24 protein-coding genes, 1 tRNA gene, 1 other RNA gene and 1 pseudogene are annotated in these 25,541 nt (G+C 68.2%); 11 read left to right on the top strand and 16 right to left on the bottom strand.

Annotated elements, in window-relative coordinates; all coding sequences use genetic code 11:
• Positions 1–97 precede the first annotated feature (97 nt).
• A complete protein-coding gene (gene tgt, locus CJ179_RS21930; RefSeq protein ID WP_095862891.1) occupies positions 98–1,342 on the top strand; it encodes a tRNA guanosine(34) transglycosylase Tgt in 1,245 nt (414 codons plus the stop codon).
• 43 nt (positions 1,343–1,385) lie between these two features.
• Here tgt and CJ179_RS21935 read toward each other — a convergent pair whose 3' ends face one another.
• Positions 1,386–2,111, bottom strand: coding sequence for a queuosine precursor transporter (locus CJ179_RS21935; RefSeq protein ID WP_095862892.1), 726 nt, complete (start codon positions 2,109–2,111; stop codon positions 1,386–1,388).
• 162 nt (positions 2,112–2,273) lie between these two features.
• Here CJ179_RS21935 and CJ179_RS21940 point away from each other — a divergent pair, with 162 nt between their 5' ends.
• Complete coding sequence (locus CJ179_RS21940) at positions 2,274–3,479, top strand: IS4 family transposase (protein WP_095861877.1); 1,206 nt, start codon at positions 2,274–2,276, stop codon at positions 3,477–3,479.
• Between the two features lie 209 nt (positions 3,480–3,688).
• On the opposite strand, the gene CJ179_RS21945 is transcribed toward CJ179_RS21940, so the two are convergent.
• Positions 3,689–4,324, bottom strand: coding sequence for an RDD family protein (locus CJ179_RS21945; RefSeq protein WP_072938295.1), 636 nt, complete (start codon positions 4,322–4,324; stop codon positions 3,689–3,691).
• A gap of 144 nt (positions 4,325–4,468) precedes the next feature.
• Positions 4,469–5,473, bottom strand: coding sequence for a hypothetical protein (locus CJ179_RS54055; RefSeq protein ID WP_257015700.1), 1,005 nt, complete (start codon positions 5,471–5,473; stop codon positions 4,469–4,471).
• A 207-nt stretch (positions 5,474–5,680) separates the two neighbouring features.
• Here CJ179_RS54055 and CJ179_RS21955 point away from each other — a divergent pair, with 207 nt between their 5' ends.
• Entirely contained in the window at positions 5,681–6,244 is a 564-nt protein-coding gene (locus CJ179_RS21955) for a DUF4190 domain-containing protein (protein ID WP_072938289.1), read from the top strand.
• On the opposite strand, the gene gluQRS is transcribed toward CJ179_RS21955, so the two are convergent.
• The 3 genes from gluQRS to CJ179_RS21970 all read right to left on the bottom strand — a co-directional run bounded on the left by gluQRS (position 6,213) and on the right by CJ179_RS21970 (position 8,451).
• Complete coding sequence (gene gluQRS, locus CJ179_RS21960; protein ID WP_095862894.1) at positions 6,213–7,169, bottom strand: tRNA glutamyl-Q(34) synthetase GluQRS; 957 nt, start codon at positions 7,167–7,169, stop codon at positions 6,213–6,215. The two genes, CJ179_RS21955 and gluQRS, sit on opposite strands and share 32 nt — an antisense overlap.
• A 12-nt stretch (positions 7,170–7,181) precedes the next feature.
• Positions 7,182–7,793 (bottom strand): TetR/AcrR family transcriptional regulator, encoded by a 612-nt coding sequence (locus CJ179_RS21965; RefSeq protein WP_095862895.1) that lies wholly within the window; start codon positions 7,791–7,793, stop codon positions 7,182–7,184.
• A gap of 79 nt (positions 7,794–7,872) precedes the next feature.
• Positions 7,873–8,451 (bottom strand): dihydrofolate reductase family protein, encoded by a 579-nt coding sequence (locus CJ179_RS21970; RefSeq protein ID WP_095862896.1) that lies wholly within the window; start codon positions 8,449–8,451, stop codon positions 7,873–7,875.
• A gap of 82 nt (positions 8,452–8,533) precedes the next feature.
• Here CJ179_RS21970 and CJ179_RS21975 point away from each other — a divergent pair, with 82 nt between their 5' ends.
• Positions 8,534–9,115 (top strand): TetR/AcrR family transcriptional regulator, encoded by a 582-nt coding sequence (locus tag CJ179_RS21975; protein ID WP_072938280.1) that lies wholly within the window; start codon positions 8,534–8,536, stop codon positions 9,113–9,115.
• A gap of 112 nt (positions 9,116–9,227) precedes the next feature.
• Here CJ179_RS21975 and CJ179_RS21985 read toward each other — a convergent pair whose 3' ends face one another.
• The 3 genes and pseudogenes from CJ179_RS21985 to CJ179_RS21995 all read right to left on the bottom strand — a co-directional run bounded on the left by CJ179_RS21985 (position 9,228) and on the right by CJ179_RS21995 (position 12,180).
• Positions 9,228–10,766, bottom strand: a complete 1,539-nt coding sequence (locus CJ179_RS21985) for a metallophosphoesterase (protein ID WP_095862897.1) — start codon at positions 10,764–10,766, stop codon at positions 9,228–9,230.
• Between the two features lie 48 nt (positions 10,767–10,814).
• Positions 10,815–11,375, bottom strand: coding sequence for a TIGR03086 family metal-binding protein (locus CJ179_RS21990; RefSeq protein ID WP_095862898.1), 561 nt, complete (start codon positions 11,373–11,375; stop codon positions 10,815–10,817).
• Positions 11,372–12,180, bottom strand: a pseudogene (locus CJ179_RS21995) (helix-turn-helix domain-containing protein). The gene CJ179_RS21990 and the pseudogene CJ179_RS21995 overlap by 4 nt, the downstream one beginning before the upstream one ends.
• A gap of 156 nt (positions 12,181–12,336) precedes the next feature.
• Between CJ179_RS21995 and CJ179_RS22000 the strand changes: the two are divergent.
• A complete protein-coding gene (locus CJ179_RS22000; RefSeq protein ID WP_072938473.1) occupies positions 12,337–12,852 on the top strand; it encodes a hypothetical protein in 516 nt (171 codons plus the stop codon).
• Here the strand turns inward: CJ179_RS22000 and CJ179_RS22005 are convergent.
• From CJ179_RS22005 to CJ179_RS22020, 4 genes are all read right to left on the bottom strand, one after another.
• Positions 12,827–13,510, bottom strand: coding sequence for a YoaK family protein (locus CJ179_RS22005; protein ID WP_095862899.1), 684 nt, complete (start codon positions 13,508–13,510; stop codon positions 12,827–12,829). The genes CJ179_RS22000 and CJ179_RS22005 overlap by 26 nt on opposite strands.
• 84 nt (positions 13,511–13,594) lie before the next feature.
• Positions 13,595–14,554: an alpha/beta hydrolase family protein gene (locus CJ179_RS22010; protein ID WP_095862900.1), complete on the bottom strand. Its 960-nt coding sequence runs from the start codon at positions 14,552–14,554 to the stop codon at positions 13,595–13,597.
• A 211-nt stretch (positions 14,555–14,765) separates the two neighbouring features.
• Positions 14,766–14,853: transfer RNA gene (locus CJ179_RS22015), tRNA-Ser, on the bottom strand.
• Positions 14,854–14,912: 59 nt separating this feature from the next.
• Positions 14,913–15,407: a DUF3558 family protein gene (locus CJ179_RS22020; protein WP_095862901.1), complete on the bottom strand. Its 495-nt coding sequence runs from the start codon at positions 15,405–15,407 to the stop codon at positions 14,913–14,915.
• Positions 15,408–15,532: 125 nt separating this feature from the next.
• On the opposite strand from CJ179_RS22020, the gene ffs reads away from it, so the two are divergent.
• An RNA gene (gene ffs / locus CJ179_RS22025) (signal recognition particle sRNA small type) lies at positions 15,533–15,627 on the top strand.
• Positions 15,628–15,670: 43 nt separating this feature from the next.
• Positions 15,671–16,969 (top strand): aminotransferase class I/II-fold pyridoxal phosphate-dependent enzyme, encoded by a 1,299-nt coding sequence (locus tag CJ179_RS22030; protein WP_072938263.1) that lies wholly within the window; start codon positions 15,671–15,673, stop codon positions 16,967–16,969.
• A gap of 51 nt (positions 16,970–17,020) precedes the next feature.
• Here the strand turns inward: CJ179_RS22030 and CJ179_RS22035 are convergent, their stop codons facing one another.
• A complete protein-coding gene (locus CJ179_RS22035) occupies positions 17,021–17,848 on the bottom strand; it encodes a DUF1206 domain-containing protein (protein ID WP_072938260.1) in 828 nt (275 codons plus the stop codon).
• Positions 17,849–17,934: 86 nt separating this feature from the next.
• Positions 17,935–18,945: a Fe2+-enterobactin ABC transporter substrate-binding protein gene (gene fepB, locus CJ179_RS22040; protein WP_095862902.1), complete on the bottom strand. Its 1,011-nt coding sequence runs from the start codon at positions 18,943–18,945 to the stop codon at positions 17,935–17,937.
• 69 nt (positions 18,946–19,014) lie between these two features.
• Between fepB and fes the strand changes: the two genes are divergently transcribed.
• Both fes and CJ179_RS22050 read left to right on the top strand, forming a co-directional pair.
• A complete protein-coding gene (gene fes / locus CJ179_RS22045; RefSeq protein ID WP_257015701.1) occupies positions 19,015–20,256 on the top strand; it encodes an enterochelin esterase in 1,242 nt (413 codons plus the stop codon).
• A 77-nt stretch (positions 20,257–20,333) separates the two neighbouring features.
• The gene (locus CJ179_RS22050; RefSeq protein ID WP_072938255.1) at positions 20,334–20,927 is read left to right on the top strand and encodes an HhH-GPD-type base excision DNA repair protein; all 594 of its coding nucleotides are present in this window, start codon (positions 20,334–20,336) and stop codon (positions 20,925–20,927) included.
• Between the two features lie 36 nt (positions 20,928–20,963).
• On the opposite strand, the gene CJ179_RS22055 is transcribed toward CJ179_RS22050, so the two are convergent.
• On the bottom strand, positions 20,964–22,310 hold the full coding sequence (locus CJ179_RS22055; protein WP_072938252.1) for an ammonium transporter: 1,347 nt from the start codon (positions 22,308–22,310) through the stop codon (positions 20,964–20,966).
• 210 nt (positions 22,311–22,520) lie between these two features.
• On the opposite strand from CJ179_RS22055, the gene CJ179_RS22060 reads away from it, so the two are divergent.
• Together CJ179_RS22060 and CJ179_RS22065 are read left to right on the top strand one after the other, a co-directional pair.
• A complete protein-coding gene (locus tag CJ179_RS22060; protein WP_095862903.1) occupies positions 22,521–24,758 on the top strand; it encodes a DNA polymerase III subunit gamma and tau in 2,238 nt (745 codons plus the stop codon).
• A gap of 76 nt (positions 24,759–24,834) precedes the next feature.
• On the top strand, positions 24,835–25,533 hold the full coding sequence (locus CJ179_RS22065) for a hypothetical protein (RefSeq protein WP_179377629.1): 699 nt from the start codon (positions 24,835–24,837) through the stop codon (positions 25,531–25,533).
• Positions 25,534–25,541: the final 8 nt, after the last annotated feature.

Consider the following 25,541-nt stretch of genomic DNA (forward strand, 5'->3'; position numbering starts at 1 on the left):
TCCGGTCGAGGGGATGGGATCGTCACACTCTCTGTACCCACTTTCGAACGAAGTAGTGATGTGTCGCCGGAAATGTCGCGCGTGATTGGATACACCCGTGAATGCCGTAGTCCCGACCCCGCCCGATCCGTTCTTCACCGTCGGCACCCGACTCGACGGACAGCTCGGCCGAACCGGAACCATTCACACCCCGCACGGCGACATCGCGACGCCGTCGTTCGTGGCCGTCGGCACCAAGGCCACCGTCAAGGCGGTGCTGCCGGAGAGCATGAAGGACCTGGGCGCGCAGTCGCTGCTCGCCAACGCGTACCACCTGTACCTGCAGCCGGGACCGGACATCGTGGACGAGGCCGGCGGGCTCGGCAAGTTCATGAACTGGGACGGCCCGACGTTCACCGACAGCGGCGGATTCCAGGTGATGTCGCTGGGCGTCGGATTCAAGAAGGTCCTCGCGATGGAAGCGGTTGGGGTGCGCTCCGACGACGTCATCGCGAAGGGCAAGGAACGCCTCGCGACCGTCGACGACGACGGCGTCACGTTCAAATCGCACCTGGACGGGTCGCGGCACCGGTTCACCCCCGAGGTGTCGATGCAGATCCAGCATCAGCTCGGCGCCGACATCATGTTCGCGTTCGACGAGCTCACGACGCTGCTGAACACCCGCGGTTACCAGGAGCAGTCGGTGGAGCGGACGCAGGCGTGGGCGGTGCGCTGCATCGCCGAGCACGAGAAGCTCACCGCCGAGCGGTCCCACCGCCCGTACCAGGCGCTGTTCGGGGTCGTCCAGGGCGCGCAGTACGAGGACCTGCGGCGGCAGGCGTGCCGGGGGCTGGAGTCGATCACCGGGGAGAGCGGACGCGGCTTCGACGGGTACGGCATCGGCGGGGCGCTCGAGAAGCAGAACCTGGGCACCATCGTCCGCTGGTGCAACGAGGAGCTGCCCGAGCACAAGCCGCGGCACATGCTCGGCATCAGCGAGCCGGACGACGTCTTCGTGGCCATCGAGAACGGCGCCGACACGTTCGACTGTGTGAACCCGTCGCGGGTCGCGCGCAACGCCGCGATCTACCACCCGGACGGCCGGTTCAACATCAACACCAGCCGCTTCCGGCGTGATTTCACCCCGATCGACGAGAACTGCGACTGCTACACGTGCGCGAACTACACCAGCGCCTACATCCACCACCTGTTCAAGGCGAAGGAAATGCTGGCGTCCACGTTGTGCACGATTCACAACGAACGCTTCACGGTGCGGTTGGTCGATCAGATCCGCGCCAGCATCGAGGGCGGCTACTTCGAGGAGTTCAAGGCCGAGACGCTGGGCCGCTTCTACCGCACGTGAGTGGGAAAGCGTCCCCGGGGACGCTTTCCCACTCACGTGCGGGTCAGAGCTGGTAGGTGGGTTCGCGCTTCTTCACGTACGCGATGACGCGGTACGTGATCGGCATGACCAGCACCTCCACCAGGGTCTTCCACAGGAATCCGACGATCACGTAGTTGACGAAATCGCTCCACGTGCTGATGCCGATCGCGCCGGCGGCGATGGAGCAGAAGATCAGGGTGTCGGCGAACTCACCGACGATGGTGGAGCCGATGAGCCGCGCCCACAGGTGCTTCTCCTTGGTCCGCTCCTTGATCAGGACCAGCGTCACCGAGTTCAGCATCTGCCCGACGAAGTACCCGGCTAGCCCGGCGAGCAGCAGTCGCGGGTAGACGCCGACGACGGACCGCAGCGCCTCCTGGTTCTCGTAGAAGTCGGCGGACGGCAGTTCGATGAGGAGCCAGAAGCAGAACGCGGCGAGGATCAGGGCACCGAAGCCCAGGTAGATCGCGCGTCGCGTCGCTTTGAACCCGTACACCTCGCTGAGCACGTCGCCGAGGATGTAGGCCAGCGGGAACAGGAAGAAGCCGCCATCGGTGATGACCGGCAGGATCTGCAGCGGGCCGATGGTGAGCGACGAGTCGGCGAAGAATGCGACGCCTTTCGTCGCGCAGATATTCGAGATCAGCAGCGTCGCCGTGAAGAGGGCAACGAACGTGGGGTAGTACCCCCGGCTGACGTGCGCGAACGTCGCGTGGTCTGGCTTGGTCTGCTGATCTGAGGCTGTCACGCCGCAATCCAAGCACTTGCACGGGGAGAGGCGCGAATCAGGAACGGGTGAACGTACCTTTTGTCCGATCTGAGGCGTTGAAAGGTACGTTCACCCGCGCGATGGCCGTGCCGGGCTAACCCCAATACCGTTCAGTTAGTGATGGTTGCGATACGATGAGGTGTGCCTCGGAGTGGATGGGTGAAGCCGGTCTCGGATCGGCGGTTGTCGGATGTGGTGTCGGTGGGGTTGCTGACCAGGGTGTTTCCCGCGTCCTTGGTCGATGAGGTGATCGCGGAATGCGGTCGCAGGGAGCAGCGAAGTCGCACGTTGACCGCTCGCGTGACGGCGTACTTCTCGATCGGCATGGCATTGAATTCGCAAGGCTCCTACGAGGAGGTCTTCGAGCAGCTCACCGACGGTTTGTCGTGGTCGTCGGGATGGTCACAGTCCTGGTCGCCGCCGACGAAATCGGCCATATTTCAGGCCCGTTCACGTCTGGGATACGAACCGGTGCGGGAGCTGTTCCGCCGTGTCGCACGACCTCTCGCCGACACGGGTACACCAGGATCCTGGCTCGCCGGGCGCCGGTTGGTGGCCCTCGACGGGACCTGCCTCGACCTGCCCGACACCCCGGCCAACGCCGAGCATTTCGGGCGGCCGGGATCGAGTCGCGGCGAGCAGTCCGCGTTCCCGCAGGCGCGGTTGGTGGCGGTCGCCGAGTGCGGCACCCACGCGGTATTCGACGCCGCGATCGGATCGTGCCGCACCTCCGAGCGGGAGCTGGCGCACGATCTGATGGACACCCTCGAACCCGGGATGCTGCTGCTCGCCGACCGCGGCCTGTACGGATTCGACATGTGGACCCGGGCCGCCGCCACCGGCGCCGACCTGCTGTGGAGGGTCAAATCGACCCTCTCGCCTCGGCACCTCGAGACCCTCGACGACGGATCCTGGCTGGCGCAGATCATCCCCACCTCCGGAAAGAATCGGCGGCAACGAACACCGCTCACGGTGCGCGTCATCGACTACACCCTCGACGACGGGCGGGAGAACCCCGAGCAGTACCGGCTGCTGACCACGATCCTCGACCCCTCCGATGCACCTGCAGAAGAGTTGGCCCTCGCCTACGCCCAACGGTGGGAAATCGAGAACACCCTCGACGAGCTGAAAACCCATCAGCGCGGACCACGCGCCGTGCTGCGGTCGAAGGCCCCACCATTGGTGCAGCAGGAAATCTGGGGGCACCTGTGCTGCCACTACGCCATCCGCACGCTCATGCTCGATGCCGCGACCGCCGGCGGTCACGACCCGGACCGGGTCTCCTTCGTCGCCGCCTTGCGGATCGCCCGACGATCCCTGTCCCACAGCTCTTTTTCCCCCTCATAACCACAACGCTGCCACGAGATTGTGGAACCACGGCATCGACAAATTATTGCGCCGAATCAACCCCGCACGCCGCCACCGCGCCAACCCCCGGGTCGTCAAACGCAAAGTCCTCAAGTGGGCAGCCAAACGCGCACACCATCAACACCATCCACAACCCACCCAGCCGCCGAAATGCACCATCCTTGTTCACTAACTGAACGGTATTGGGGCTAACCCTGGACGACGCGCGTGCCGCCTGCCAGTTCGTCGTGCTTGCCCTGCTTGGTGGGGCTGCCGTTGATCGTCACGGCGATGACGATCGCCGTGACGAACCCGACCAGTCCGAACAGGAACCCGAGGAACGGGAACCCGCCGAGCGCGGCGAGGACGTAGAAGCCGTTCCTGGTCAGCGACTGCTGCTGGGTGGGCAGTCCGCCGTCCGGGCCCTCGACGCGCAGACCCAGAACCTGCTTGCCGACGGTCTGGCCCCGCGTCGTCTCGAAGAACACGAAGTAGCCCACGGCGGCGGCGGCGGTGAGGATCGCGCCCAGGGCACTGCCCAGGAAGGTGCCCAGCACCAGCGAGATGACGATGGTGACCACGGCCGTCGGAATGCCGACGATCAGGCCGTCGATCACCCGCGCGCCCAGGCGGGGAAGGAGTTCGCCCGGCCGGGACGGGGTGAATCCGAAGTCGGGCTGCGCGAACGGCTGGGTGCCGGCTTGCTGCGCCGAATCGAACTGCGGTGGTGCGCCGAACTGTTGCTGCCCGTACTGCTGCCCCGCCCCGTTGTAGTGCGGTTGCCCGTACTGCTGCCCGCCGAACGGTTGCTGTCCCTGGTTGGGATCGAATCCGCCAGTAGTCATGTGTTCCCCCTCGAATCGTCTCGGATGACGCCTGAGCACCTTACGCAAGGGGTGGGAGTGACTCGAGTGACGGGAGTAGCAAAACGGGTGAGCGCGCTTCCTGCCCGAGGGGCGGGAGCGCGCTCACCCGTGGGGAGCGAACGGTCAGGCCGCGACGTAACGGCCGGTGAGCACGCGGTACGCGTAGGTCGACGCGATGATCGTGATCGGGATCGAGACGAGAAGTCCGACGCCGCAGAGGATTGCACCGACGATGTTGATGCCGACGAGGGCCAGGGCCAGCAGCAGTACCGGTCCGACGTTCTGCGAGATCGTGCGGAAACTCGACTTGATGCCGGTGATCGCATCCTCGTTCTGATCGATGACGAACTGCAGCGTCCACCAGGTCAGGAAGATAACGATCAGACCCGGGATGACGAGCAGGAAGAAACCGATGATGGAGGCGACACCGATGATGACGCTGGCGATGATGATCGCCCCGACGTTGGTGAACTGGAAGAACGACCCGAACGCCGGCTTGTTGCCGTCCACCTCGTGCAGCGCGCCCCGCACGAGCGCCGCGTTGATCAGGTATCCGACGATGGTGGTGACGATCGAACCGATGATGCGCCACACCGAGAACGCCGAACTCATGTCGGACGACGTGCTGAAGCCGCCGAAGATGAGGTTCAGCACCACCTGGATGACGGCGGCGATCAGCAGGATGCCGATCCAGATGAGCGCGTTGTCCTTGAACTTGTTCCAGCCGTAGCCGATCGCGTCACCCACCGAGAACTGTCCCTGCGTCTGCCCCGGGGCGCCGTAATCCGACATCGGCGGGGGCGGCGGATATCCGCCGGGCGGTCCCTGCGGAGGGGGCGGGTAATTTCCCTGCGGCGGCGGGTAATTACCGCCGGGCGGGGGTCCTTGCGGCGGCGGTGGGTAATTACCGGGGGGCGGCGGGTAGTTTCCACCGGGCGGAGGGGGATAGTTTCCGCCGGGAGGCGGTGGCGGATATCCGCCGGGCGGCGGTCCCTGCGGCGGCGGTGGGTAATTCCCCGGGGGCGGCGGATATCCGCCGGGCGGCGGTGGAGGATTGCCCCGCGGAGGGTATCCGCCCTGGTCACCACCTTCGGGTTTGTCGTTAGGGTCGTATCCACCAGTCGTCATGTGATCCCCTCAGCAAGAGTTGAGTGCTCGCGCGTGACAGTGCGAATAAACACTACGTGGACAATCCTTTACCCGCCTCCCTTTGGTCTGCTTCTTCTCCTGCGGTTTTGATGCTTTACGCTGGTTATCGTGACTAATTCTGGGGGATCGGACGATTCGAATCCGTACAACGGGCAGACACCACCCACTTACGGCGAGGTTCCGCCCTTGCCGCGCGACGGCTACGGGGTCGACGAATCCGGTTATCCCACGTATTCGGCGCCCACCGAGAAGTACCCCGACTATCAGCAGCCGGGCGCGTACGGGACGTCTCCGAATCCGTATGCCGCGCCGAATCAATACGGCGGCGACCAGTACGGGGTCCCCAGCCAGCAGCAGTACGGGACGCCCAACCCGTACGCCGCCCCGAATCAGTACGGCACCCCGAATCAGTACGGCGCCCCCAATCAGTACGGGGCGGCGGGCCAATACGGTGGCCCCGCCCCGCAGTACGGCGCCCCGAACCCATACGGCGCGCCCTACCCGCAGTCGCGCGGGACGAACGGTCTCGCGATCGCGTCGCTGATCACGTCGATCGTCGGAGGTTGCTTCTACGGTGTCGGCTCCATTGTCGGCATCATCCTCGGCATCGTGGCGCTGGGCCAGATCAAGCAGTCCGGTCAGGAAGGCCGTGGGCTCGCGATCGCCGGGATCGCCATCGGCGGCGCCTACGTCGTCGGGTGGATCCTGTTCTTCGTGATCATGCTGATCGCGGCGGCGTCGGGGGCCTGACCACCCACGGTTCGCGGTGCAGGCGGGCAGGGTCGAATCGGACGAGGAGGGTCCCGAGATCCACGGCCTCGCCCGGTTCCGCGAGCCCGAGCGACGCCGCGAGCACCCCGAGGACGTCGCTCGGTGTGCGTCCCAACGCTTTCAGGTCGGTGAGGGTGACGGCGCCGTCACGTTTCGCGAGCCGTTTGCCGTCCTCATTGAGGGCGAGCGCGACGTGTGCGTACGCGGGGGCGGTGAGCCCGAGCAGTCCCGCGAGGTATGCCTGGCGGGGCGCCGACGAGAGCAGGTCGTCGCCGCGCACCACCTGATCGATCCCCTGGGCGGCGTCGTCGACGACCACCGCGAGGTTGTAGGCGGGTGTTCCGTCGCCGCGGCGCAGCACGAGGTCGTCCACCATTCCGGAGTAGCTTCCGTGCAGGACGTCGTCGATGGTGAACGACGTGACGTCGGCGCGCAGACGCAGGGCCGGTGGTCGCTCGCCGGCGAGCCGGTCGGCACGCTCGTCCGGTGTCAGGTTGCGGCAGGTCCCCGGGTAGGCGCCCTGGGGTGCGTGCGGGGCCGACGCCGCCTTCAGGATTTCTCTTCTCGTGCAGAAGCACTCGTACGTGAGGCCGGCGGCGTGGAGTTCGGCGATGGCGGCGTCGTACCGCGGCAGTCGGTGCGACTGCGACACGACGTCGCCGTCCCAGTCGAGACCGAGTTCCGCGAGGTCGGCCAGTTGCCGGTCCCGGGCGCCGTCGCGGACGCGGTCCAGGTCTTCGACGCGCAGGAGGAATCGACGGCCGGTGGACCGGGCGAACAGCCATGCCAGCACGGCCGTCCGCAGGTTGCCGAGGTGCAGGTCGCCGGAGGGGCTGGGCGCGAACCGTCCCGCGCCCTCCGCGTGACGGGGCAGCGGTTCACTCTGACGAGACGGATGTGACATTGGGTCGAGGGATCAGCTGGCCAGTTCGATCGACGACGACGGCACGACGTCGGCGCCCTGCAGAATCATGCCGATCTGGACGTTCAGGGCGTGCTCGAGGTACTCGGCCGGGTACAGGTCCGGACTGCCGATCGCCTCGAGGGCGAGGCCGTCGACGGTGGCGAGGAGAAGCGCCGCACGGGTTTCCGCTTCCGGGGTGCCGATCGCGATGAGCACCGCGGACAGTCCGGTGCGGATGGTGAACAGGGTGGTGCGCCGGATCTCGGCGAGCGACGGGGAGGTGGCCGCCCGGACGGCGAATGCCGCCCTGACGTGCGCTTCCCGCGACCGTGGCTCGTCGAGGGGGAGCAACTGCGACATCGCGGCGAACAGGTCCTCGGCGGGGTCGCCGCCGCGGTCGATATCCGCCAGGCGGGTGAGCAGTGTGTCGACGAGGGTGCGCAGCGCGAACGCGAACATCTCGTCCTTCGTGGAGAAGTGGTGCTGCACGGCGCCGATGGACACACCCGCCCTCTTGGCGACCTCGCGCACGCTGGCGCCCTCGAGGCCCGACTCGGCCGCGACGTCGAACAGGGCCGCAGCCAGGTGTTCGGGGCTGGTGGACGAGTACCGGCGTTCGCGCATGCCTCGAACATTACTTACGTATTGAATCAATACATGCGTCAGGTGCCCGTGTCGCCGCAAGTGGCGGGTGTGACTCCGGTTATCGGCGAACGTACGTCAGGAAAATCATCCCGCTCTCGAATGCGCGGGTCGAGGTCAGCCGGAACCGCTGGGGGTCGAATTCGCCGTCGAACAGCGGAATGCCGGTGCCGATCGCCACGGGGTTGAGCTTGATCCGGAGTTCGTCGACCTCGGGTTGCACCGCGGCGGCCAGCTTCCCGCCGCCGCACAGCCAGATGTCCTTGCCGTCCTCCTTCTTGAGTTCGCGCACCTTCTCGATCGGATCGCCCGAGACGATCTGAACGTCCGGGTCGGGCGACTCGGTGATCGTCGTCGAGAACACGTACTGTCGCAGATGCGCGTACGGGCTGGTCACGCCGAGGTCGAGGCCGGGCTGGTAGCTGGCGCGGCCCATGAGCAGTGTGTCGAAATGCCGGTTGGGGGCATCGATTCCCATCGCTGCCCGCACATGGGTGGGGACCGTTTCGGGGTACTCGGCGATCATCGCGGGCATGTGATCACCCTCGAGCTCGAAGACGGTGCCGCTGGGGTCCGAACCGTCGGCCCCGGCGATGAATCCGTCGATGGTGGTGGCGACGTAGTAGACGAGTTTTCGCATGTGAGTCCTCCCGCAGTCGGTAATTACTCCAGTTGTAGTACTATGACTGCAGTGGTTGCAAGTCCTTTTTCGAGGAGTGTCGATGGCGCAGAATCCGGAACGACGTGCCGCACTCGTGAACGCAGCGATCGAAGTGCTTGCGCGAGAGGGTGCGCGCGGCCTCACCTTCCGTGCCGTCGACGTCGAGGCGAACGTGCCCAAGGGGACGGCCTCCAACTACTTCGCCAGCCGCGACGACCTGTTCGACCAGGTCGGCAAGCGTATTCACGAGCGGATGGGCCCCGACCCCGCGGTCATAGAGGAAAGCGGTCGTAAGCCGCAGAATCTCGACCTCGTGATCGAGTACATGCAGGGACTGTTCGGCCGGATCACCGGCGACCGGACGGGCTACCTCGCGTTGCAGGAGTTGCGGCTCGAAGCGGTCCGTCGACCCGAGTTACGCACCACGTTGACGCGCACCATCTCCGGCAACCTGGAGCGCGACATCGGGTTTCACCTCGGCTCGGGACTGCCCGGCGACCGCAGCACCGTGCTGATGCTCTACCTCGCGATGAATGCGCTCATCGTCGAGCACCTGACGCTGCCCGGGGTGCTCGAGGGCGTCGACACCGAGCGGCTCATCGCCGATCTGGTGACGCGCGCCGTCGCTACGCCGGTCGCCTGAGCGCGTAGTCGTCCACGTACTCCTGGCCCGACAGCGTCATGAGGGCGTGCATCAGTTCGTCCGTCGCGGCCCGGACGACGTGCCGGTTGTCGCGCAGCTGATCGACTCCATCTCAGGGCGCGGGGATGACGGCGCGCGGCAGGTCGGCCCGCAACTCCACGTCGGTGAGGAAGTCGCCGTCACCGGCCGCGTAGCGGCGCTGCGGATCGAAGTCCTCCACCCGGAAGCTGTCCAGGGTCGGGGAGTGCGTCGTGACCGCGAGGGCTCCACCGTCGACGTCGAACTGCAGCAGTCGCTGGAAGCCGGTCTCGCGGAGACCGTTCACCGTGAAGTACTGGTAGTCGGCCAGCAACTCCACGACCTTCCGGTCGGTGTCGCCCACCTTCCGGTCGGTGACCGTCGTCTGCCCGTCGACGTGCCCCGCGAGGACCAGGAACACCGTGTCGAACGGGACGACGAGCCGATTCCAGATCTGCTGTCCGGCACTGGTACCGATGTCGCCGAACCCGCTCATCCGCAGCGAGCCGTCCTCGTCCAGGTAATAGTGGCTGCCGATCACCACGTTGCGGTCCGGGTGGGCGGCCAGCACGTCCTCGGCCCACTGCAGGACGTGCTCGGGCGGGTTGTAGCCGATGTAGAGCATCAGGAATTTCGCGCCGGCGATGTCGAGCAGGTCGTAGTGCGCCGAATTGTCCGTGTCCGTGACGGATTCACCCCAGTACGGCCGGTCGCGGAACCGCCACGGACCGAAGAACTCGTTGTAGAGGGCGTGGTTCTTCTCGTGCTCGCCGGGAATGAGCCGTCCGCCCACGTTCCACAGGTTGTCGTGGTTGCCGGGCAGGACCCCGTACGGGACTCCGGCGTCCTCGAGCGTCGCCATCGCGCGGTCCGCCACCTCGAACTCGGGGCGCGCGCGGGACTCGGGCGCCCCCGGACGTATCCAGCTCTGGACGAGGTCGCCGGTGTGCATCGAATACGCGATCTTGCGTTCGGCGGCGTTCTCCGCGGTCCAGCGGGTCATGTCGAAATACACCTCGGGCCGGTCCCGGGACACGTACTGGGTGTCGGTGATGTGCTGCAACGCGAAGTCGTACGTGTCCGGGTCGGCGAACTGCTGGTCGGCGGTCGCGTTGGCCTCGCGGAAACTCCGGTCCCGTCGCGGGCTGTCGATGACGAGGATCTGCGCGGCGTCCTCGCCCTCGATCCGGGTGGTCAGCGTGACCGGGCCGCCAGGCTCGGACGGCTGCGCTGTCGCGACCGGCTCACCCCAACTCTGCGTTTCCTCGTCCCACACGTGCATCGCGAGGTCGTCGAGATTCACCGAACGTCCATGCCACGTCACGTCCGAGCCCGCGGTGTCCGGACCGAACCGGACCTCGTACCGCATGTACGGGTATTCGCCGAAGTCGTGACCGGTGGCCGACATCCCGTCCGACTCCGCACCCGGAACCCGCTGCGACGGGGTGGCCTCGCCGGAGGTCCCGGCGAACATCAGCGCCGACGTGAGCGGCGCCGACGTGACCAGGCCGCGGGCGGGCAGTCCGGACGCACCCCGGGGTTCGGGATCGGCCACCGCGACCACGTCACCGCCGAGCAGCGCCGCGGCCAGTGACACCGCCGTCAGCGCGGCGATCCTGCCCGGCACGCTCATGACTCGAGGTTACAAGCGCGGCCGGGCAGGGGTGAGGTGGAAGGACCGTCAGGCCTTGCGGCCGAGGAAGGCCAGGACCCGGGTCTGCTCGTCGGAGTCCGCGGGGACATCCACGGCCGGGCCGCACACTCCGGCCGTGCGGATGTTGTCGCCCAGCTGCTCCGCGACGCCACCCACCCAGGCCAGGTCGTCGGCAGGGATGGTCTCGTCGAGGCCGGTGGCCCGCGCGAGGTCCCAGCCGTGCACCACCAGGTCGAAGCAGTAGAAGCTGTCGACGGTCTTGCCGAGTTCGGTGCGGCCGAAATGCCCGTCGTACTCGCGGCCCGCCTTGGCCGGATCGTCCAGGATCTCCTGCATGCCGTCGCGCGTTGCCGCCCACGCGGCAACCGGGTCTTCGTCGACGGACGGCGGCTCCGGCAGTTCCAGATCGACGACGGTGACGATGTAGCGCTGTGTGTCGATCACGTGCCGCACGACGTCGCGGGCCGTCCAGCCGTCACACGGAGACGCGTCGTCCCAGCGTGCGGCGGGCACGGATTCGACGCGCTTCGTGAACTTCGCGGCGAGGTCGCGGTAGTGGGCTGCGGGGGTTTCGGTTGTCGAGGTCATGCTGCCGATTCTTCCCCCGTCCGGGGCCCGACGGCTTGAACATTTCCGACATCGACGACGGATTCGTTTCCGTGCCAGTCGGGGGCCTCGCTGGCGAGGAGCTCGGACGGGGTGAGCGAGGAGATCCGCCGGCATTCCCGCGACAGGTGCGCCTGGTCGCTGTAGCCGGCGGTGGCGGCGAGTGCGGCGAGACCCGTCCGGGTCCCGACTGCGCGAGCGCCATGAACCGTTGCAGCCGCAGGATTCCGCGGAGCGTCGCGGGACCGTATCCGAACGCGTCGTTGCATCGCCGCTGCAGTTGCCGCTCCGTGACGGAGGCGGCGTCGGCGAGCGCGCCCACGTTCCACGACTGCCGGGCCAGGGCCCGCCGCACGGTGCCGATCAGCGGGTCGGCCTCCGGCCCGCGGCTCCGCCACGCGCGCACGGCGTTCTCGAACAGGGTGATTCGTTCCGCGTGGCCGGACGCGTTGTCGAGCCGGTCGGTCAGTGTCCGTTCCCACGTGGACCCGAGTACGTCGCCGAGGCCGACCCGGATGTTGCGGACCTCGGCCGCCGACGTCCGCAGCAGATGCGAGCCGGCGCCGGGACGGAAACGGACACCGACGGATTCGGTGCCCGGCGGCAGCGTGAACGACCAGGCCGTGGTCTCGGGACCGCACACCCGGATCCCCACACCCCGGATCCACAGGATGTCCATGCACGCGTCCGGCACCAGCAGATGCTCGCCCTGCGTGCGCGCGGACCACCCGCACACGAGCGTGCCGGCGAGGTCGGGTGCCGGCGAGGTCGGCGTGTACCAGCCCATGCACAGGAGCCTAATGACGGATACCGACACGTGCGGGCCCGTCACATCGCCCGAAGTGCCCGCACCGGCACGCAACTCGAGGTGAACTGTATGTACGGGTCCGCAGAGGTTCCCCAGGAGGCCCGCCACTTCGCCGTCACAGAGAACGAGGACTCCATGAGACGAACATGGGCGCTGGCAGCGATCGTCGCCGTCAGCCTGACCTTCTCGAGTTGCGCCTACGACCGCACGGATTCCGGTGACACGGGCGGCAACGCCCCGGTGTCCCCGACGCCGACGTCCCCACCGGCCTTGCCCGGAACACCCGTCCTGAAGATGGGACCGACGACGCTCGGCGAGGTGATGGTCGACGAAGGCGGGATGACGGTCTACGTGTACGACAAGGACGAGGTCGGCTCCGGTGCCAGTTCGTGCCGCGACACGTGCCTGCAGTCGTGGCCGCCGGTCACCTCCGTCACCGAGAACCCGACGGTGCAGGGGCTGCAGGAAGTCGTCATCGACACCATCCCCGCGGCGGACGGCACCCATCAGCTCACCGTGAACGGGCGACCCGTGTACCGGTACAAGGATGACAACGAACCCGGTGACGCATACGGGCAGGCGGTCGGCAGCGTGTGGTGGACCCTCGACTCCGCAGGCAACCCGGTCACGACAACTGCGGGCGGCGAGTAGCGCGGTCGATCCGCAGATGGACGGTGACGGTCAGCGCCGCCGACAGTCCGGCGGCGAACCACAGGGCGTCCAACCCGATCCAGTGGTGCGAGAGAGCGCCCGTCACAGCTCCTGCCACCAGGCCTGCCCACAGCGCGAAATGTCGTAGCCACGCCCACCGCGGCCCGCCGAACAGCGCCGCGGCAAGCCGGTGGCCCATCTTCACGAGGGCGCCCGTCATGTAGGTGAGGCCGATGGTGACCTCGCCGTCCTTCTGGAAGAAGGAGTTCTCCGCGCCCATGGCGAGCAGCATCGCGCCGACGGCCACGGTGCTCGCCCCGACGGTCGCGGCGACGGCGCCTGCGATCAGAAGTCCGGACACGACGGCGAGCACCGTCGTCCGGACGGGCAGCCGCCTGCGATCGGACAGGTGCACGACCACGGCGCCCAGGGCGCAGCCGAGGACGAACGTGCCGATCACCGCGGCGGCCGTCAGCGCATGCGCCCACGACCCGTCCGCGAACCCGACACTGAACCGGGTGAGATTGCCGCTCATGAACGCGACGAAGAACCCGCCGAGCGTGATGAATCCGAGCGCGTCGACGTAGCCGGCCAGCGCGGACAGCACCACCGCCAGCACGAGCATCTGCCTGCTGTCGTCGATCGGCACATCACACATCAAACACCGCGGCGAACGACAGCGGCCCCCGATCCGGAGATCGGGGGCCGCTGTGGCGGAGTTCAGGAGGTGCGAACGCCTCGACTAGGACGTGCCGAGTGCGGGCGCGAGCGTGTTGGCCCAGGACTCGTGTAGGCGGTCCTGCCAGTAGTTCCACGTGTGCAGGCCCTCGTCGGCGATGTGCGTCTGCAGCTTGGCGCCTGCGCGCTGCGCCGCGGGGACGAAGACCTTGCTGCTGAGGCCCGAGGCGGTCTCGAGGGGAACCGTCTGCGAGAACTTCACCGGGTCGAACGACTTGCTGTCCGGGTCGACGGTGGGATCGCCTGCCGCCGAACCCGCACCGGACGAGATGTAGACGGACTTGCCGCGCAGTGCGCCGACGTTGAGCAGCGGATCGTTGCGGATCCAGGCTGCGGACGGCCAGAAGCCCCACATGTTCTGCGCGTTGCCGCCCATCTGGGCGACCGAAACCTGGATGCCCTGCGCGAAGCCGGGCGAGCTGGCCGTCGGGTACCCGCTGTAGGACGCGACCGCCTTGTAGAAGTCGGGGCGGTGAATGGCGAGGTTCAACGCGGAGGTACCGCTCATCGACAGACCCGCGACCGCGTTGTTCACGCCGTCGCTGCCGAACTGCGAAGCCATCACCGGGGGCAGTTCGTTGGTCAGGAAGGTCTCCCACTTCACGCGGCCCAGCTTCGGGTCGTCACGCAGCCAGTCGGAGTAGAAGGTGCCGCCGCCGCCGAACGGGATGACCACGTTGACGTGCTTGCCGGCGAAGAAATTCTCCACGTCGGTCTCGATCAGCCAGCCGTTGTTGTCGTCCGGCGCGCGCAGACCGTCGAGCAGGTACAGCGTCGGCGCGGGACCGCCACCCGCGGCCTTGAGCACCTTGACGGGAATGTCCTTGTCCATCGACGGTGAGTACACCGAGATCAGGGCCGAGTCGGCATGCGCGATGCCGGTTCCGGCCAGTACGGACACGAGGCCCGATGCCAACACTGCGACCAGGCCCACGATCAGCGCGCGGGTGCGACGTATCGCCATCCGAATGTCCTTTTATCTCGTAACAGACACTGCACAGCGAACGCTGCACCGGAGACGATAACAGGGAGATAACGGGTTGTGCCTGTCGTGGCCTGGGATTGTCGGCGCGGACGGGTCTGCAAACGGCGGTCCGAGGGCGGCGCCGCCTGGTTTGCCCGGAGATGCAAGAAACCCCTGCGAACCACGTTTCAGCGGTTCACAGGGGTTCCTGTGGCGGAGGATAGGGGATTTGAACCCCTGAGGGCGTTAACCCAACCCGCGTTCCAGGCGAGCGCCATAGGCCACTAGGCGAATCCTCCGTGGAGGAGCATACCCAACGACGACGGCTCACCGTTAAACGACCAGGTGGCTGCCGGTTCTACGCCCACTTCAGCTGGCTGAGGGCGTGCTCGGCGAGGGACACGGACCGGTCGCAGGACGTGTCCGGGTTCGCGGTCGCGTCCAGGCCGAATTTCGACTCGATCGACAGCGTGCCCGCGTCGGTGGTGACCTCGAGGATGCACTGGTACTTGCTCTCGGCGAGCGCCCGGCCCTCGAGTCCGCCGACGTCGATCGTGCGCAGGGCGTCGACCGGTTCCGGCGCGCTCGTGGTGGTGACGGTCACAGTGTTCAGCGCCTCCGGTTTGCCCCACGTGCACGCGCGACGTTCCGGACTGTCGGTGGCTGTGCCCTCGCCGGCGCCTGCCGTCAGGAGCGGTGCGAGCGTCGCGTCGTCCGCGAGCGAGCACGGCTCGGCCGCGTCCCAGCTGACCGCATCGGACGTGGCTGCGTCTTCGCTGCTCCCGCCGCACGCCGACAGTGCTGCGACGACGACGGCGAGGGCCGCTGCGTGTGCTGTCCTTCTGAGTTTCATCCCGATCCTTTGCCGACGGTGGCCGAATGCGGGGGCGACCGTAGCACTGGACGTGGTCTGACGTGCGGCGTCGGGCGCGGGCCGGGGTGGATCCCGGTAGCGGCTCGGGGCCGTCTACACTCTGTGGTGGATCCCGCGCGGCGCGCATCCTGTGAACTCCCCCAGGGCCGGAAGGCAGCAAGGGTCAACGGGCTCTGCCGGGTGCGCGGGGTCCCCTATCTTTCGCATACCCGACCCCCGATGTCGGTGAGAGGCCGCTCCTGATGACCAACCAGACCCAGATCGGGTTGATGAGCCATGAGGAACTACTTTCGGAGCATGAGCGCCAGACTGCGAGCTACGCGCAGCTGAAGACGGAGAAGCTCACGCTCGACCTCACCCGCGGCAAGCCTTCGCCCGAGCAACTGGATCTGTCGGCGGCGCTGCTGGCGCTGCCCGGTGACGGCGACTTCCGCGACGGCAACGGCACCGACACCCGCAACTACGGCGGGCTCACCGGTCTGCCGGAACTGCGCGCGATCTTCGGTGAACTGCTCGGCATCCCCGTCGAGAACCTGCTCGCCGGCAACAACGCCAGCCTCGAGATCATGCACGACAACGTCGTGTTCGCTCTGCTGCACGGCACCCCCGACTCCCCGCGCCCGTGGTCGCAGGAGGAGAAGGTCAAGTTCCTGTGCCCGGCACCCGGCTACGACCGGCACTTCGGGATCACCGAGACCTACGGCATCGAGATGATCCCGGTGCCGATGCGCCCGGACGGCCCCGACGTCGGCGTCATCGCCGAACTCGTCGCGAACGATCCGCAGATCAAGGGTCTGTGGGCCGTTCCCAACTACTCCAACCCCACGGGCGCGGTGTACTCGGAAGAGGTCACGCGCGCGCTGGCGTCGATGCCGGCCGCCGCCCCCGACTTCCGGCTGTTCTGGGACAACGCCTACGCGGTGCATCCGCTGGTCGGCGAGACGGCGCCGTCGCTGGACATCCTCGGGATGGCAGCGGAGGCGGGTCACCCCAACCGGCCGCTCGTGTTCGCGTCGACGTCGAAGATCACGTTCGCCGGTGCGGGCGTCAGCTTCTTCGGTTCCTCGACCGCGAACCTGGCCTGGTACCAGAAGTTCCTCGGCAAGAAGAGCATCGGCCCGGACAAGCTGAACCAGCTGCGGCACCTGCGGTTCTTCGGTGACGCCGACGGGGTTCGCGCCCATATGGAGAAGCACCGCGAGATCCTGGCGCCGAAGTTCGCGCTCGTCCTGAAGATCCTCGAGGACCGTCTCGGGGCGTCGAAGGTGGCGTCGTGGACGGAGCCGAAGGGCGGATACTTCATCAGCCTGGACGTCGTCGAGGGCACCGCGAAGCGCGTCATCGCCCTGGCGAAGGACGCGGGGATCGCGCTCACCGCCGCGGGATCGGCGTTCCCGTACGGAATCGACCCGGAAGACAAGAACATCCGGCTCGCGCCGAGCTTCCCCTCGATGGAGGATCTGGACAAGTCGATGAACGGCGTCGCGACGTGCGTGCTGCTCGCGGCCACCGAATCACGCCTGGACCTGCCGAAGTCCTAGCAGCAGACCTCCGGCCGCTCACCTGTCTCGGGTGCGCGGCCGGAGGTGTCTCTACATCCTGGCGTAGCGCGCCATCACGAAGCTGTACAGCCCGTACGCGGCGATGCCCAGCGCGGCGAGGACCAGCAGGAACTGCCCGAACGGCGCCGAGCCGAGGGTTTTCACCGCGCCGTCGAGGCCGGTGGCCTTGGACGGGTCGGAGTTGAAGACCGCCACGATCACCAGCAGGCCCGCGCCCGCGATGACGAGGCCCTTGGCCACGTAGCCGACCACTCCGAGGGGCTCGACGAGTTTCGACGGGGTGCCCTTCAGGTCGTCCAGGAAGTTCTTCGACGCGCCCTTGTAGACGTGGTACCCGCCAATCGCGATGGCGACGAGACCCACCACCACGAGCAGGAACTTGCCGCCCCCGGACTCCATGAGGCGTGCACTCATTCCGGCGTTCTGCTGTCCGCTCGATTTCCCGCCGCCACTCGCGAACTGGTAGGCCGAGAAGGCGAACGCGAAGTAGACGACGGCCAGACCGAACGCCTTCGCACGGTCGAGCAGCGACGTGTCGTCGTCGGACTTCTCGGTGGCGTGCGGGCCGAGAACGGTCTCGGCGAGCCGCCACAGCGCCATCGCGATGAACGCGACCATCGCCACCCACAGCGCGAACCGGCCGCCGGGCTCGGCGGCCAGCGTGCCGAGGGCCCCGGACTGATCGGCGTTGCCGCCGCTGCCGAACGCCAGCTGAACGATGATGTACGCGATCAGCAGGTGCACGAAGCCGCTCATCACGTGGCCCGCCCGCGCGACCCGTTCGAAAGTGGTGCTGTCGGTTGCCCTGTCCACGGCACGGCTCATCCCGCTGGCTCGATTCGTTCCGTCCTGGGCCATCGGATGTCCTTCGGTGTCGTGTGTATGGACCGGAGTCCCTTGACGTAGAGGTACCCGGTACGGGCCGCGCCGACACGGACCGAGCGCTATCGCACTGCGTTCGTGACCCGGTCGATCAGGTTGGTGGCGCTGTAGTAGTCGAGCCGGAAGCTGTCCTTCCCGAGCCCGATCACCTGCTTCTTCTCCACGGACGGGGTCTGCTGCAACGTCGGATCGGCGAGGAACCGCTCGGCGTCCGCCGCGTCACCGATCACGATGAACGTGGTGGTGCCGGGCACGGCCCGCGGCAGGTTCTCCTGCCCGACCGGCACGACGTCCTTGCGGCCGGACATGATGCCCTTGTCGGCTGCGCTGATGTCGGCGGGCAGCTCGGCGAGCGAGAATCCGAGGCGTTCCAGCAGAATGCCCTGCGCCGATTCGGCGGTGAACATCCGCGACTCCTCGGGCGAGTTGTAGGCGGGCACGTTCACCGGGTTCGCGGCGGCGACCTTGTCGCCGAGTGCCGACTTGGCGTCGTCGAGTTGCCGGTCGAACTTCGCGACGAGGGCTTCGGCCTGCTCCTCGGCCCCGATGGCTGCCGCGATCCGACCGCTGAGGTCCTGCCACGACTTGTCGTCGTACCGCAGCACCACGACGGGCGCGATCTGCCTCAGCGTGTCCACCTGATCGACTGCCGAGTCGCCGCCCGTGGCGGACACGAAGATGAGGTCCGGATCGGCGGCGGTGATCTTCTCGACGTTGGGTTCGCCCTGGTAGAGAGTGTCGACGCCACGTTCGGCGGCGATGTCCGCCCACTGCGTGAAAAGGCCGTTCTCGTCGGTCACGTCGCTCGGTCGCTGCGCGCCGGTGCCGATGAGGGGTGCGTCGAGGGCGAGCAGCGAGCCGGTGAGTGTGACGCTGGTCGACACGATCCGCTCGGGCTTGTGTTCGATCGTGACGCTGCCCGTCTCGTCGGTGACGGTGCGCGGCCAGCTCTGGTTGGGCGCTGCGGGGTTGCCGGTGGTCGCGGACTCGGTAGCGGGATCGGACGAGCACGCGGCCGCGCCGATCCCGGCGGCGAGGACAGCGAGGGCTGCCAGTGAGCGACGAAGTTTCACGGTGGGACTCTCTTTCGCACGGGTAAGGAATGTGACTTAGGCTAGCGTTACCTACGTTCGAATGGGGAAGTGGATGCTGAAACGGGTGCCCGGACCGGACCGGAGCGCCGCGTCGTGCGCACGCGGGCGATCGACGACCTGGCACCCGACGACGTCCCCGCGTTCTGGGACCGCCTCGCCGCAGCGGGCAGCCCCCTCGTCGAACGCGACGGGGCCGACCGCGGCTGCGTGATCGCGACGTTCTGCTGGCGGGACCCCGAGGGCGACGAACGCGTGTCACACACGCGGCACGTCTACCTCGACGCCAACGGAATCACCGACCGATCCCGGCCGGAACGGGCCGCGCTGTCGCGGCTCCCCGGCACCGACCTGTGGTCGCTGTCGATCGAGGTGCCCGAGAACTGGCGTGGCGCCTACCGTTTCATTCCCCGGACGGAACCGCTGACCCGTCCCGGCGACGGCACCCCGGGCTGGCAGTGGTGGCGGAACATACTCGCCGGCGCACGACCCGACCCGTTCAACCCGCTGCCCACCCGAGCGGTGCAGGCCGGCGACTGCTCCGAGGCGGTGATGCCCGCGGCGCCCGCGCAGCGCTGGTGGACGGACCGGCCCGGTCGCGGCGAACTCCACGAGACGACGTTCACGCTGTCGGGCACACCGCGGTCGGTGTGGGTCTACGAACCGCCCGGACTCGCCGCCGGATCTCGTCCGGTGGTGGTGCTGCTCGACGGCCGGACGCGGGCGGTCGACCTGCCGATCGCAGGTGCCGTCGACGCGCTCGGACCTGCCGGTCACCGGGTTCCGCTCGTCGTGATGGTCGACAGCGTCGGACCCGGACTGCGATCCGAGGAACTGGGCTGCAGCCCCGCGTTCGCCGCGGGTCTCACCGGCGAACTGCTCCCGTGGCTGCGGCGGGACCGGGCCGTCACCGACGACCCGGCGTCGACGATCGTGGCCGGCTGCAGCCTGGGCGGATTGACGGCCTGCCACCTCGCGCTGGCGGTGCCGCACGTGTTCGGGTGCGCCGTCAGCCTGTCCGGGTCGTTCTGGTGGCCCGGATCGGGGCCGGGAGTCCCGTTCCAGGACCGCATCCGCGCCGTCGCCCCGTCGCACAGCCGGTTCAGCCTGGAGGTCGGGACACTCGAATGGATGCTCGTCGAACCCAACCGCGAAGTCTGCGAGCTGCTGGCCGGCGCCGGCCACGACGTGCGCTACCGCGAGTTCTGCGGGGGTCACGACGCGCTGCACTGGCGTGACGGACTCGTCGCCGGCGTCGCCTCGATGCTGGGTTACGCACCGGTAATGCAGTGATGTGGATAACTCTGTGAATAAACCGCGCGTCGCGGTCAAGGGCGCACCCGACCACCGCGGGATGGCAGGATCGAACCATGGCACGCACGCTGAACCTGGTAGGGGATCCGGACGCCGACGCACTCCTCGCGAGTGATCCGCTGGCATTGCTCATCGGGATGCTGCTCGATCAGCAGGTTCCGATGGAGACGGCGTTCGCGGGCCCCAAGAAACTCGACGACCGGATCGGCGGCCTCGAAGTGCACCGCATCGCGGAGATGGATCCGGAAGCGTTCGCGGCCGTCTGCTCACAGACCCCCGCCGTCCACCGGTTCCCCGGATCGATGGCCACCCGCATCCAGTCGTTGTGCGCGTTCCTCGTCGAGAACTACGACGGCAGCGTCGAGGCGCTGTGGACGAGCGGCGACCCCGACGGCAAAGAAGTGCTGAAACGGTTGAAGGCGCTCCCGGGGTACGGCGACCAGAAGGCCCGCATCTTCCTGGCGCTGCTCGGCAAGCAGATCGGAGTCGAGCCGAAGGGCTGGCGCGAAGCAGCAGGCGACTACGGCACCGAGGGGTCCCGGCGTTCGATCGCGGACGTCGTCGACGACAAGAGTCTCCACGAGGTCCGCGAGTTCAAGAAGGCCGCGAAGGCAGACGCGAAGAAGGCGGCGGCAGCGAAGAAGATGTAGCCGCCGCTACTCCGTGTCGTCAAAAAGTAGCCGCCGCTACTCCGTGTCGTCTCGGTCCTGCTTCCGTTCCGCGTCGAGTTGCCGCCTGCGTTCGGCCTCGTGCATCCACGGAAAGACGCTGTTGCCCTGGCCGCCGCCGAGGGGTCCGTGGCCGAGCACACCGTGTTCGTACGCCGATTCGGCGTGCAGCGCGAGGTCGATGCCGGAGGACTCGTCCTCGGCGCTCACCCGGAACCCGAAGATCCGGTCGATCAGCTTGCCCAGCCCGTACGTCACACCGAACGCGTACAGGGCGACGACCACCACGGCCAGCACCTGCTTGCCGAGTTGCGCGAACCCGCCCCCGTACAGGAGGCCTTCGGCTCCGCCCGTCATCACCTCGGTGGCCAGCAGTCCGATCAGGATCGTGCCGACGATGCCGCCCATCAGGTGGACACCGACGACGTCGAGCGAGTCGTCGTATCCGAGGCGGAACTTCCAGCCGACGGCGAACGAGCAGACCACACCGGCCACTGCGCCGACGATCACCGCGCCGACCATGCTCACCGTGCCGCAGGACGGGGTGATCGCGACCAGCCCGGCGACGACGCCGGACGCCGCACCGAACGTCGTGGGGTGACCGTCGCGCTTCTGCTCGACGAGGAGCCAGCCGAGCAGGCCGGTGCACCCGGCGACGAGGGTGTTCAGGAAGATCGCGGCGGCCGTGCCGTCGGCGGCGAGAGCGGAACCCGCGTTGAAACCGAACCAGCCGAACCAGAGCAGGCCGACACCGAGCAGCACCAGCGGAAGGTTGTGGGGCCGCATCGACTCGGACTTGAATCCGAGCCGCGGGCCCAGGACCAGGGCCAACGCCAGGCCCGACGCGCCGGACACGATCTCGACGACCAGTCCGCCCGCGTAGTCGAGGGCGCCGAACTGCGCGATCCAGCCCTGCGGGTTCCACACCCAGTGCGCGACGGGCGCGTAGACGACGAGGGCCCAGACGGGCACGAAGATCATCCAGGCCGAGAACTTGGCCCGGTCGGCGATCGCACCGCTGATCAGCGCGGCGGTGATGATCGCGAATGTCAGCTGGAACGTGGCGAACAGGATCTCGGGGACCTGCCCGTGGACGGTGGTCGGGTCGATGCCCGCCATCCCCAGGTGCTCGAGCCCGCCGATCAGTCCGCCGCCGATGTCGTCGCCGAAGATGAGGGAGTACCCGGCCACCAGCCAGGCGACCGTGACGAGTGCGATCGACACGAAGCTCATCATGATCATGTTCAGTACGCCGGTGGAGCGGACCATCCCGCCGTAGAACAGGGCGAGCCCCGGGGTCATCAGCAGGACCAGCGCGGTACTGATCAGAAGCCAGGCGGTTGCTCCGGCGTCGATTGCAGGCACGACATTCTCCTCACACACCCGGACGAAACCAGGTGCGGAAATTCACGATGGCCGCGGGCCGTTTCAACGGTGATGCCGATGCGTTGCGAACGTGTTACGCAATCCGGTCAGGTCCGGATTTCTGCTTGTGAGTAGGGCCCCGAGCGGGTGCCGAGCAGGCGCTTCGACCACCCGGGCCGGACTGTCGGGGACCGCCGGTAGTCTTTCCGCGTGGCCCTGTACCGGAAGTACCGACCCGCATCCTTCGCCGAGGTGGTGGGGCAGGAGCACGTCACCGAACCACTGAGCACCGCTCTCGACGCCGGACGGATCAACCACGCGTATCTGTTCTCCGGTCCCCGCGGCTGTGGCAAGACGTCGTCTGCCCGCATCCTGGCCCGATCGCTGAACTGCGTGGAGGGCCCGACCTCGACGCCGTGCGGCCAGTGCCCCTCGTGCGTGGCGCTCGGCCCCGGCGGCTCGGGCAACCTCGACGTCACCGAACTCGACGCGGCCAGCCACGGTGGCGTCGACGACACCCGTGAACTGCGCGACCGCGCGTTCTACGCGCCTGCCGAGTCCCGGTACCGGGTGTTCATCGTGGACGAGGCCCACATGGTCACCACGGCGGGTTTCAACGCCCTCCTCAAGATCGTGGAGGAGCCGCCGGAGCACCTCATCTTCATCTTCGCGACCACCGAACCCGAGAAGGTGCTGCCGACCATCCGTTCGCGCACCCATCACTACCCGTTCCGGCTGCTCGCGCCGACGACGATGCGCGGGTTGCTGGAGAAGATCTGCCAGCAGGAGAGCGTGCCGGTCGCCGACCCGGTGTATCCGCTGGTCATCCGTGCCGGCGGCGGGTCCCCGCGTGACTCGCTGAGCATCCTCGACCAACTCCTCGCCGGTGCAGGCAACGAGGGCGTCACCTACCCGCGCGCGCTCGCGCTGCTCGGCGTCACCGACGTCGCGCTGATCGACGACGCCGTGGACGCGCTGGCCACCGGCGACGGTGCCGCACTGTTCGGGACGGTCGACCGCGTCATGGACGCCGGGCACGATCCGCGGCGGTTCGCCGTCGACCTGCTCGAGCGCCTCCGCGACCTCATCCTGATGCAGGCCGTCCCCGACGCCGCCGAACGCGGCCTCGTCGATGCACCCGGCGACGTGCTCGAGCACATGCGCGCCCAGGTCCAGCGGATCGGTCCCGCCACGCTCACCCGCTACGCCGAGGTGATCCACGCCGGTCTCGGCGAGATGCGCGGCGCCACGGCCCCCCGACTGCTGCTCGAAGTGATGTGCGCCCGGATGCTGCTGCCGTCGGCGTCCGATGCGGAGTCGGCCGTGCTGCAGCGGCTCGAACGCGTCGAGCGCGGACTTCCGCCCGCAGGCTCCGCGCCGGTCGCCGCCGCAGCCGAGCGGCCCGCCGCGGCACCGGAGCGCGCGCCGCAACCGCCCGCCGAACCGGAACCCGAGCCGAAGTTCCAGCGACCATCGATGCGCCAGGCCGCGGCGGCCACCGTGCCGCCGCCGCCCGAGCCGGAACCCGAGCCGACGCCGCGGCCCGTTCCGGAGCCCGCCCCCGCCCCCGTTCCCGAACCGGAGCCGACGCCGCAGCCCGAGCCGACGCCCGTTCCGGAGCCGACGCCGGCACCCGAGCCGACGCCGGCACCCGAGCCGACGCCGGCACCCGTGCCCGAGCCGGCGCCCGAACCCGCGCCCGTTCCGGTCTCCGAACCCGAGCCGACTCCCGAACCGGAGCCGGAGCCGCCGCTCGCACCCGAGGTGGAGGCGGCACCCGCCGCATCCGCGGGTCCGGATCCTGCGGCCCTGCGCGAGGCCTGGAATTCGCTGCGCGAGAAGGTGAGCCAGCGGAACAAGATCCTGCCCGCGATGTTGTCGGCCGCGACGGTGCACGACGTGCAAGGCAACCGCCTGATCCTGGCGCACCCGGTCCCCAACCTCGGCGCTCGGATCGCGTCGCCGCACAACGCTCAGGTGATCACCGAGGTGCTGTCCGAGATGTTCGGCGGCACCTGGGAAGTGGAGTATCAGGCCGGTGCCCCGACGGCGCCGCCCCCACCGGTCGCGAAGGCTGCCGCGGCGCCGACGAAGCCTGCAGGCGCACCCCGGTTCTCCCGGCCCAGCCAGGAGCGGGCTGCGCAGCGCCCGCAGCAGCAGTCCGACGCACGGAGCACCGATGCGGGTCCGGGTGCGGCGCAGGCACGTCCGTCGTCCGAACCGGACGACGACATTCCGCCGCCGGAGGCACCGGACTACCCGGACGATCCCGGGCCGATCGACTACGAGGCTTCGGCGTCGACGCCGCCCGTCTCCACACCCGAGGACGAAGAAGAGATGTTCAAGGAGGCGGCGGAACCCGCCGACCCCGCGACTCGCCGCGACCCGGAAGACGTGGCGTTCGAACTGCTCAAGGACATGCTCGGGGCCAAGAAGCTCGAAGGCTGAACCGGACGGCGCGGTCCCGCCACATCGGGACATCCGCCCCTGGTGCCCGGGACGCCGGGTGCCCGATCGTCGTCTCATGAGCACAGTGAATGTTCCAGACGGCGTGCAGAACGAGGTCCCGGCGACCGCGCGACCGCGAAGCGGCCGGTGGTGGGCCTACGTCGGGGTCGTCGCCGGCGTGGCCGGAATCGTCGGCATCCAGGCGAGCATGTCGGTCGACGCGGTGTACGTGGAGGCGTCGGCCGGCGACGCGGTCGCCATCATGACCGGGCTCGTCGGACAGCGCACCGGGATCCTGGTGATGCACGTGTCGATCATGACCGCGGCGCTGCTGATCCTCGTCTTCGCCGCCGGGCTGTGCCAGCGACTGCGGGCGGCGTTACCTGCCGAGAGCATCCTGCCGTCGGTCGCGGCGTTCGGACTGGTCCTGACGTCGGCGGCGTGCCTGCTGGGGACCGGGCTGACCACCGAGCTGGTGTTCGGCCTCGGTGACACGAGCCGGCTGGTGCCGGAGTTCGCGGTGGTCGGCGGCCACTGGATGGGCACCATTCCGTGGCTGTGGGCGGGTGCGGGAGTCAGTGCGCTGGCGGTGGCCGTCGCGTTGCTCCGCGGGCACGCGGGCCCGCGGTGGATCGGCTGGGTCAGCCTGGTGCTGGGCCTGGTGACCGCCGTCATCGGCGTCTCACCGCTGCAGTACCTCGCGGGGTTCACCGGGCCGCTGTGGGTGCTGGTGAGCGCGATCGGGTTCGCTTTCGCCGACACCGTGCGCGAGTAAGGGAGATA

This window comes from Rhodococcus sp. ACS1 (assembly GCF_002300155.1).
Lineage (GTDB): Bacteria > Actinomycetota > Actinomycetes > Mycobacteriales > Mycobacteriaceae > Rhodococcus_F > Rhodococcus_F koreensis.

Excerpts from the sequence above, each read along its gene's own strand:
- CJ179_RS21945 (WP_072938295.1), bottom strand. The coding sequence starts at position 4,324 with ATGACTACTGGCGGATTCGATCCCAACCAGGGACAGCAACCGTTCGGC.
- CJ179_RS54055 (WP_257015700.1), bottom strand. The coding sequence starts at position 5,473 with ATGACGACTGGTGGATACGACCCTAACGACAAACCCGAAGGTGGTGAC.
- gluQRS (WP_095862894.1), bottom strand. The coding sequence starts at position 7,169 with ATGTCACATCCGTCTCGTCAGAGTGAACCGCTGCCCCGTCACGCGGAG.
- CJ179_RS21965 (WP_095862895.1), bottom strand. The coding sequence starts at position 7,793 with ATGCGCGAACGCCGGTACTCGTCCACCAGCCCCGAACACCTGGCTGCG.
- CJ179_RS21970 (WP_095862896.1), bottom strand. The coding sequence starts at position 8,451 with ATGCGAAAACTCGTCTACTACGTCGCCACCACCATCGACGGATTCATC.
- CJ179_RS21975 (WP_072938280.1), top strand. The coding sequence starts at position 8,534 with ATGGCGCAGAATCCGGAACGACGTGCCGCACTCGTGAACGCAGCGATC.
- CJ179_RS21985 (WP_095862897.1), bottom strand. The coding sequence starts at position 10,766 with ATGAGCGTGCCGGGCAGGATCGCCGCGCTGACGGCGGTGTCACTGGCC.
- CJ179_RS21990 (WP_095862898.1), bottom strand. The coding sequence starts at position 11,375 with ATGACCTCGACAACCGAAACCCCCGCAGCCCACTACCGCGACCTCGCC.
- CJ179_RS22000 (WP_072938473.1), top strand. The coding sequence starts at position 12,337 with ATGAGACGAACATGGGCGCTGGCAGCGATCGTCGCCGTCAGCCTGACC.
- CJ179_RS22005 (WP_095862899.1), bottom strand. The coding sequence starts at position 13,510 with ATGTGTGATGTGCCGATCGACGACAGCAGGCAGATGCTCGTGCTGGCG.
- CJ179_RS22010 (WP_095862900.1), bottom strand. The coding sequence starts at position 14,554 with ATGGCGATACGTCGCACCCGCGCGCTGATCGTGGGCCTGGTCGCAGTG.
- CJ179_RS22020 (WP_095862901.1), bottom strand. The coding sequence starts at position 15,407 with ATGAAACTCAGAAGGACAGCACACGCAGCGGCCCTCGCCGTCGTCGTC.
- CJ179_RS22030 (WP_072938263.1), top strand. The coding sequence starts at position 15,671 with ATGACCAACCAGACCCAGATCGGGTTGATGAGCCATGAGGAACTACTT.
- CJ179_RS22035 (WP_072938260.1), bottom strand. The coding sequence starts at position 17,848 with ATGGCCCAGGACGGAACGAATCGAGCCAGCGGGATGAGCCGTGCCGTG.
- CJ179_RS22050 (WP_072938255.1), top strand. The coding sequence starts at position 20,334 with ATGGCACGCACGCTGAACCTGGTAGGGGATCCGGACGCCGACGCACTC.
- CJ179_RS22065 (WP_179377629.1), top strand. The coding sequence starts at position 24,835 with ATGAGCACAGTGAATGTTCCAGACGGCGTGCAGAACGAGGTCCCGGCG.